Genomic DNA, 7662 nt, shown 5'->3' with positions numbered 1-7662 from the left:
CCGTTTGCCATGGCGCGCCTGAAAACCTACATCTGTGCATGAAGAGAAAATGAACAACACGACAGCCCCCATATATCGCCATCTCGATGAAGGCCCGATGCCCACGCCGACGATCCTGCTGGTGGAGGACGATGGTCCTCTGCGCACCCTGACGGCCCGCGCCCTTCGGCAAAGCGGCTTCAACGTCCTTACCGCGGCCACCGGCGCCGAAATGTGGGTAACTCTGCGCGAAGGACCGGTCAGCCTCGTCGTTCTCGACATCATGTTGCCCGGCACCAGCGGCTTCGACCTGTTCCGCCGTCTGCGCCGCGAATGCGACATTCCGGTGATCTTCATCAGCGCCCGCGGCAGCGAGGAAGACCGCGTGCTCGGGCTGGAACTGGGCGCGGACGATTACCTAGCCAAGCCTTTCAGCACGCGCGAACTCGCCGCCCGCGTCAGCGCCGTTCTGCGCCGGGGCGGAAACAATCCCGCCGCCGCCGAATTTACCGGCAGCGACACGGTGGCCGACGGGCGCACGCCGGAATCCATCCACTTCGAAGGCTGGAACCTCTCCATGGCGCGCCGCGAGCTGCGTTCGCCTACGGGGGCCATGGTCGATCTGACCGGCGCGGAGTTCGATCTGCTGGCCACGTTCCTGGCCTATCCGCAGCGCGTGCTCGGCCGTGAGCGCCTGATCGAGCTCTCGCGTTCGCGGCTGGGCGACAGCTCCGATCGCAGCGTGGACGTCCTCGTCAGCCGTCTGCGTCGCAAGCTTCAGGCCGAAGGTGGAGAGTCTCCGATCGTCACCGTTCGCGGCGTCGGCTACATGTTCAAGGCAGAGGTTACGCGCGCCTGATGTCCTTGCGCCGGTTCCGCCTGTTCCGGCGCTTCGGCCTGCCCGAGCGGTTGATTGCCGTCCTTCTGCTGGTCTTCGTCATCGACGTGATCTGCAACACGGTGCTGTTCGAACGTGCCAACACGTTCGAATTGCGCCGGGACGACGCCCAACGGATCGCTGAAAACCTGGTGCTCGCAAGCCGCGCAATCGAACACGCGGGCAAAGAGGACCGGCAGGTCGTCACGTCCGCGCTCAGCACGTCGCAGTTCTCGTTGCGGCTGATCGAGCCGGGCCGCCGTTATCGCGGATCGCTGAGCCTGGCGAACCTGCGAACCCAGGTGTTGGAGATGGCGCCCGAACTGGCGCATAGCGATCTCGAACTTCACCTCGAATCGATCCCGCGGGAAGGCAACATCGGCGGCTCGCTCCGCCTGTCGGACGGCGCATTCCTGGATTTCCGGACGCACGCGCGCTCCGCCTGGAAGCTCAGCATCGGCCGGTTCGCCAGCCTGGTGCTGCCCACCCTGCTGCTGATCTCGCTGGCATGGCTGCTGCTTCGCGCCGCGTTGAACCCCCTCCGCTCGCTGATCCGCGCTACCCGGAATTTCGGCGCCGGACCGCCAAGGCTCGTGCCGGAACGCGGGCCGGACGAGATGCGCGAACTAATCCGCGCGATGAACGAGATGCAGGAACGCATCCACCAGTCCCTGCTCGACCGCACGCATACGATGCTTGCCATCGGCCACGACCTCAAGACGCCGCTTGCCCGCATGCGCCTGCGGTTGGACGATGGCGAGGTCGATCCTGTCGTCCGCGACGGCATCAACCATGACATCGACGAGATGCGCATGCTGCTGGACTCGATCCAGGCTTACGTCGAGACCGGCGGCACACAGATCCCCGCCGAGCGGATCGATCTTGCCATCATGGCCGAAACCCTTGTCGACACCGCAGCGGACCGAGGCGCCGACGCCACCTATGCGGGCCTGTCCAGCCTTGAGATCATGGCGCGGCCGGTGTCGATTCGGCGTGCCTTGTCGAACCTCATAGAAAACGCGCTTCATTATGGCGGCAATGTCCGCGTCACCCTGCGCCGGGACGGCGGCGCCGCAGAGATCACCATCGACGACGATGGGCCCGGCATCCCCGAAGACCGAATCACCGATGCGCTCCAGCCTTTCGTCCGTCTCGATACCGCACGTGCGCGCGACACGGCCGGCATGGGTCTGGGCTTGCCGATCGTACGCAAGGCAGTGCGTCTGGACGGCGGCACGCTCGACCTGAGAAATCGGCCGGAAGGCGGACTGCGCGCAACGATCAGGCTGCCCGTCGCAATGCGGTAGAAGCCGTGCTGCAAAGCAGCACGACAGACACTTTGCCTTATGTCTCTGTTATAGTTCCGCAATAGCGGGACACACGGCACGAAACTAGGCAAAACCCTGCTGCACTGCGGATTTCGCCTGCAATCGTTGACTATTACGCTGCGCCGCAGCAACATTTCCTGACAAATGCGAACGACTGCCGAAAACAGCGGTCCGTAATTTTCGTCACTAAGCTCCGCGCCCCGTCCCCCCACCCCTCCGGAGAGCGCGGAGCACCTGGATTCACGAAAGGTGACGAGAGTGAATGAACTGATCGGCAGGGTCTTCCATTTCGAGAAGACCATCTTTCCCGCCAGCAGCGAACTGTTCGGCAAACTCGCCAACGAAGGTCAGGAGCCCAAGGCCCTGATGATCTCCTGCGCGGATTCCCGTATCGTGCCCGAGCAGATCATGCAGGCCCAGCCCGGCGATCTCTTCGTGTGCCGCAACGCCGGCAACATGGTGCCGCCCTATGCGACCCAGAACGGAGGCGTCACCTCCACCGTGGAGTATGCTGTGGCCGCACTCGGCGTGCGCGACATCATTATCAGCGGCCACTCCGGCTGCGGCGCGATGAAGGCGCTGGCCGATCCCACCGGCCTCGAAGCGATGCCGAACGTGGCCGCCTGGCTCAAGCACGGCGCCGCCGCCGAGCACATCGTCAGCACCTGCCACGGAGAGCTTCAGGGCAACGACCGCGTCCGCGCGATCACGCTGGAGAACATCATCGCCCAAATCAGCCATCTGCGCACGCACCCTTCGGTAGCCGCTGCGATCGCACGCGGGCAAATGACCCTTCACGGCTGGTTCGTCGATATTCATGCCGGGCAGGTGCTCGGACTTGACGGTGAAACCGGCCAGTTCGTGCCCTTGCGTGAAGACGCTCCCCTTCCGGTCGCGCTTGCCGCCAAGGCACGCTTCGCCACCGAATTCGCAGAGGCAGCAGAATGACGACTGCAACCACAACCGCGACCTCTTCGGAGGCAACACGAAGCGGGCCATTCGCCCACTTCGGCCGGGATTTCACCGCGTCCATCGTGGTCTTCCTGGTTGCGATGCCCCTCTGCATGGGCATCGCCATCGCTTCGGGCGTGCCCCCTGAAAAGGGGCTCGTCACGGGCATCATCGGCGGCCTCGTTGTCGGCCTTCTGGCAGGCTCGCCGCTTCAGGTGAGCGGGCCGGCGGCCGGCCTTGCCGTCATTGTCTTCGAATTCGTGCGCGAGCACGGCCTCGAAGCGCTTGGCCCGGTCCTGCTGCTCGCCGGCGTGTTCCAGCTCGTCGCCGGCGCCCTGCGCCTTGGCGGCCTGTTCCGCGCCATCAGTCCCGCCGTGGTTCACGGCATGCTGGCCGGCATCGGTGCGCTGATCGTGATCGGCCAGTTCCACATCCTCTTCGACCAGAAGCCGATGTCCAGCGGGCTTGAAAACATGGCGATGATGCCTGCGCGTATCCTCGGCCTCGACCCCGGTAACGTTGCGTCCACCGAACTGGCGCTGATGCTGGGCGTGCTCACCATGGCGGTGATGCTCGGCTGGGAGAAGGTCCGCCCCAAGAGCATGGGCCTCGTCCCCGGCGCCCTGCTCGGCGTCGTCGCTGCAACGGCAGTGGCCTGGATCATGGGTCTCGATGTCGCCCGCATCGCCGTGCCGGAATCGATCGGTGCCGCTTTCACCCTGCCGACCACCACAGGCTGGTTCTCGCCGCTCGGCAATCCGACGCTGATCGTCGCGGCTCTCGCGATCGCCTTCATCGCCAGCGCCGAAACGCTGCTTTCGGCCGCAGCCGTCGATCGCATGCACGATGGCGTTCGCACGAAGTACGACAAGGAACTTCGCGCGCAGGGCATCGGCAACCTGCTCTGCGGCCTGTTCGGCGCCCTGCCGATGACCGGCGTGATCGTGCGCAGTTCGGCCAACGTGCAGGCCGGTGCCCGCACGCGCCTGTCGACGATCCTTCACGGTACCTGGATCCTGGCTTTCATCGCGCTGCTGCCCTGGCTGCTGCGTGAAGTGCCGATGGCCGCATTGGGCGGCGTGCTGGTCGTCACCGGCTGGCGTCTCGTCAGCCTGAGCCACGTACGCCACCTGTTCCACAACTACGGCGCGTTCCCGGCCGTGATCTGGGCGGTGACGTTCGTTCTGGTCGTCACTACCGATCTGCTGACCGGCGTGCTGGTGGGACTGGCGCTGACCGTGCTGGAACTCGCTCCGCATTTCCGCAACCTGAAGCTGAACGTGGAAGAGCACGAGACCGGCGAAGCAACCCGCCTTGCTCTCGGCGGGGGTGCAACCTTCCTCGGTCTCACCCGCCTCAACAAGGTGCTGGAGAAACTGCCGCACGGTCGTCCGGTCCATCTCGACCTGGGCCAGCTCAAGGTCATGGACCACACCACGGCCGAAACCATCAGCGAGTGGCTCAACCGGCGCCGCCAGAGCGGCCATGCGGACCGCGTGACCGGCCCTGAGCCGATCCTTCGGCCGCTGCCCGTGGCGGCCTGACTAAGGTTGAACTCTCGTAACGCACGGACGCTTTCGCCTTCGTGTCACCCTTTGCCGGGCGGTCTCTGCACCGCCCGGTTTCTTTTTGCCCCCTCCCGGCCGCGCCTGCGGAAAACCGTTCCGCAACGATCTTGACTTGCATTGGGGAACGGGAGCCACTAGAAATCATCACGTCTGCACGAAACGGGCCCGCCATGTATGTAGGGCTCGGCTGCAGGCCGCAGGATGGAACGCGACAACAACATGAGGGCGTTCCATATGAAGATCCGTCTTGCCGCAGGCCTGCTTGGCCTTGCCGCGTCCGGTATTGCTTTCTCTGCTCCGGCAATGGCCCAGGAAGAGGTCCCGAGCGAGATTACGGTATCGGGCACTGTAGGGCTCGTTTCCGACTACCGCTTCCGCGGCGTCTCGCAGACCGACAAGGAAATGGCCGTTCAGGGCGGCATCACCGTTTCCCACGCCACCGGGCTCTATGTCGGAACCTGGGCCTCGAACCTTTCGGGCTGGGGAACTTTCGGCGGTTCGAACATGGAACTGGACCTCGTCGGCGGCTATGCCACCGAAATCACCAGCGGCGTGAAGCTGGACGTCGGCCTGACCTGGTACATGTATCCGGGCGGCGCTTCGGACACCGATTTCGCCGAGCCTTACGTCAAGCTTTCCGGCACGGTGGGCCCTGCCAACCTGCTCGTCGGCGTAGCTTACGCGCCGAAGCAGCAGGCTCTGGGCAAGGTCTATGCAAGCGGCGCCGACTATGCCGCCGGCATCGGCAACTTCGGCAAGGAAACCGACAACCTCTATCTCTGGGCGGACGGCAACGCCGCGATCCCCAACACGCCGCTGACGGTCAAGGCGCACTTCGGCTACTCCAACGGCAACTCGGGCCTCGGGCCGAACGGCACTAGCGTCGCCCCCACCGGCGAATATCTGGACTGGATGCTGGGCGCCGATCTCGCCCTTGGCCCGGTCACGCTGGGCGTCGCCTATGTCGACACCGATATCTCGAAGTCGCAAAGCGCTTACCTGCAGCCTAACTTCTCCTCGACGAAGAACGGTTCGCAGATCGCCGGATCGACCGTGCTCTTCTCGGTCGGCGCCAGCTTCTGATGCTTGCCACGGGATGATGCCTGCAACCGCCTGGCCGGTGCGGGCGTCATCCCTGGCGTCAATCTGCTTTGCGCAGCCCCGCGATCAGCGCGTCCGCGGCATCGAGGCCCGCATGAATGTCGGCTTCCGGCAGCCCGATCAGCGCCCGGCGCTGGCCTGAAACCAAGCTTGAATAGATAGCGGCATCGAGCGGCGAAATGCTGGCTTCCGGACCGAGCTGTGCGGCAAGCTGCAAGCTGCTGCTTCGCCCCCGCAGATACCGAAGTTGGGGCCCGAAATCGCGCAAGCCAGGGTCACGCGCGACGGCCAGGATCAATTCCTCCATGGCGGCCAGACGGCGCGGCTGCGAAGAAAAGTCCGCCCACGCCGCCAGCATCTCTCCCCGATCGGTGGGATATGCAGGTTTGTCCCGAATGGGCGCAGTGAGCCGGCGATAGATCGCGTCGAATGCGGCGCGGACGAGATCGGCGCTGGTGCGATAATTGTAGGAGACGACGCCCAGGGTCACTCCGGCACCCGCAGCCACCGCCCGGTGGGTCAGCGCGGCAATGCCCAGATCCTCGACGACATCCGCCGCGGCATCGGCGATCATGGCGGCGACCCCGTTGGGCGCCGAGAGTTCGGGCGCGGAAGCCAAAGCGATCTCACGCGCGTGGCGCCTCCATGGACCTTCCTCGGCTAGCGAGCCGGACAGCCACTGGCCCCAGCCCGTGCAGAACTCATCAAGTGCCGCCCGGTCGATCATCCGGTTCCAGCGGATCAGATGCATCTGTCCCGTCGCTTCGAAGATGTGCGAGGTGGCTCCGGCATGTTCGGCCAGGCCCGCGCGGTCGCAGGCCTCGTTCCAGAAACTCGCCCAGGTACGGCGCCAGGCATCGATGGCCGGGAGATAGGCGGCATCACGCTGCGCCAGCAGATGGCACTGGTTCCACGCGAAGGCGAGATCACGGTTGTCCTGCACCCAATCGTCCAGGAATACCGCCAGCATGCGAGCCAGCGACTCGGGGCCTCCGCCGCTGGGCCAACTGGATATTTCTGCGATCTTGGCCTCGCACCATGCTTGCGCAGCATCTCGTGCATGGGCCTGAGCCGATTGCAACAACTGTTCCATGGAACCGAAGTGATGATAGATGCTGGATGTCGGCAGAGCGGTGTCACGCGAGATTGAGCGCGCGGACATGGCCGAGTGGCCTTGATTCGCCCAGATGGCAAGCGCCCCTCGAATCAGCCTTTCCTGCGATGAAAATCCGTTAATCTCAGAACTCAACACGTTTCACCGGAAGCCTTTTCCTATGGTCTGAAGCGGGCGTAACCACCGACCCGATCACAATGCCATAAGCGCAAAACCCGGCGCAAGCGATCCAATCCCACCATTGTCATCCTGTGGGACAAACGTAACACGGCTGACATACAGACGTTCTAGCGGACAGCCCGTCAGTTTCATGAGGGTCCATTTTCATGTCCGTCCGCAACTTCGTTTCGTACCGTTCCATTGCCTTGGCCGGCTCCGCGCTTGGTGCGCTTCTGGCGGGCGCGGCCCATGCCGCTACCGGTGCGGCCGATAGCTCCGATGGGGCAGCGGAAAGCGCCGCCGTTGAAGCCGGTCCCGGTCTCGGCGATATCGTGGTCAGCGCACAGAAGCGCGAAACCAACCTCCAGACCACGCCGATCTCGATCGCGGTCATGGGTTCGGAAGACCTTCAGAACCGCCATGTCGTATCGCTGGAATCGCTGGCGGACGGCTCGATTCCTTCGCTCCGCATCGCGCCCAGTTTCTCCCGCAGCTCCGCGCTGATCGTGGGCATGCGCGGTATCGGCACGCTGGGCGATGCCAACCAGCCCGCGCGCGATCAGGGCGTCGGTGTCTATATCGACG

Annotated in this window: 6 protein-coding genes and 1 pseudogene; 6 read left to right on the top strand and 1 reads right to left on the bottom strand. The window is 64.5% G+C overall.

Annotated features, from left to right (window positions below; all coding sequences use genetic code 11):
* The first annotated feature begins 97 nt into the window (after positions 1–97).
* The 5 genes from RT424_RS21330 (at position 98) to RT424_RS21310 (ending at position 5786) form a co-directional block, all read left to right on the top strand.
* Positions 98–838: a response regulator transcription factor gene (locus RT424_RS21330; RefSeq protein ID WP_313442334.1), complete on the top strand. Its 741-nt coding sequence runs from the start codon at positions 98–100 to the stop codon at positions 836–838.
* The gene (locus RT424_RS21325) at positions 838–2163 is read left to right on the top strand and encodes an ATP-binding protein (protein WP_313442332.1); all 1326 of its coding nucleotides are present in this window, start codon (positions 838–840) and stop codon (positions 2161–2163) included. Before RT424_RS21330 ends, RT424_RS21325 begins: the two co-directional genes overlap by 1 nt.
* Positions 2164–2442: 279 nt before the next feature.
* Positions 2443–3132: a carbonic anhydrase gene (locus RT424_RS21320; protein ID WP_313442330.1), complete on the top strand. Its 690-nt coding sequence runs from the start codon at positions 2443–2445 to the stop codon at positions 3130–3132.
* On the top strand, positions 3129–4679 hold the full coding sequence (locus tag RT424_RS21315; RefSeq protein WP_313442327.1) for a SulP family inorganic anion transporter: 1551 nt from the start codon (positions 3129–3131) through the stop codon (positions 4677–4679). The genes RT424_RS21320 and RT424_RS21315 overlap by 4 nt, the downstream gene beginning before the upstream one ends.
* 258 nt (positions 4680–4937) lie before the next feature.
* A complete protein-coding gene (locus RT424_RS21310; RefSeq protein WP_313442325.1) occupies positions 4938–5786 on the top strand; it encodes a TorF family putative porin in 849 nt (282 codons plus the stop codon).
* 58 nt (positions 5787–5844) lie between these two features.
* Here the strand turns inward: RT424_RS21310 and RT424_RS21305 are convergent, their stop codons facing one another.
* Entirely contained in the window at positions 5845–7056 is a 1212-nt protein-coding gene (locus RT424_RS21305; protein ID WP_313442323.1) for a TetR family transcriptional regulator, read from the bottom strand.
* A gap of 188 nt (positions 7057–7244) precedes the next feature.
* Here RT424_RS21305 and RT424_RS21300 point away from each other — a divergent pair.
* Positions 7245–7662 (top strand): annotated as a pseudogene (locus tag RT424_RS21300) (TonB-dependent receptor); the annotation flags it as partial.

The organism is Novosphingobium sp. (genome assembly GCF_032093395.1).
Taxonomy (GTDB): Bacteria; Pseudomonadota; Alphaproteobacteria; order Sphingomonadales; family Sphingomonadaceae; genus Novosphingobium.
Note: the sequence above shows the minus strand (reverse complement) of the source record. Positions and strands in the feature narration are given on the sequence as shown.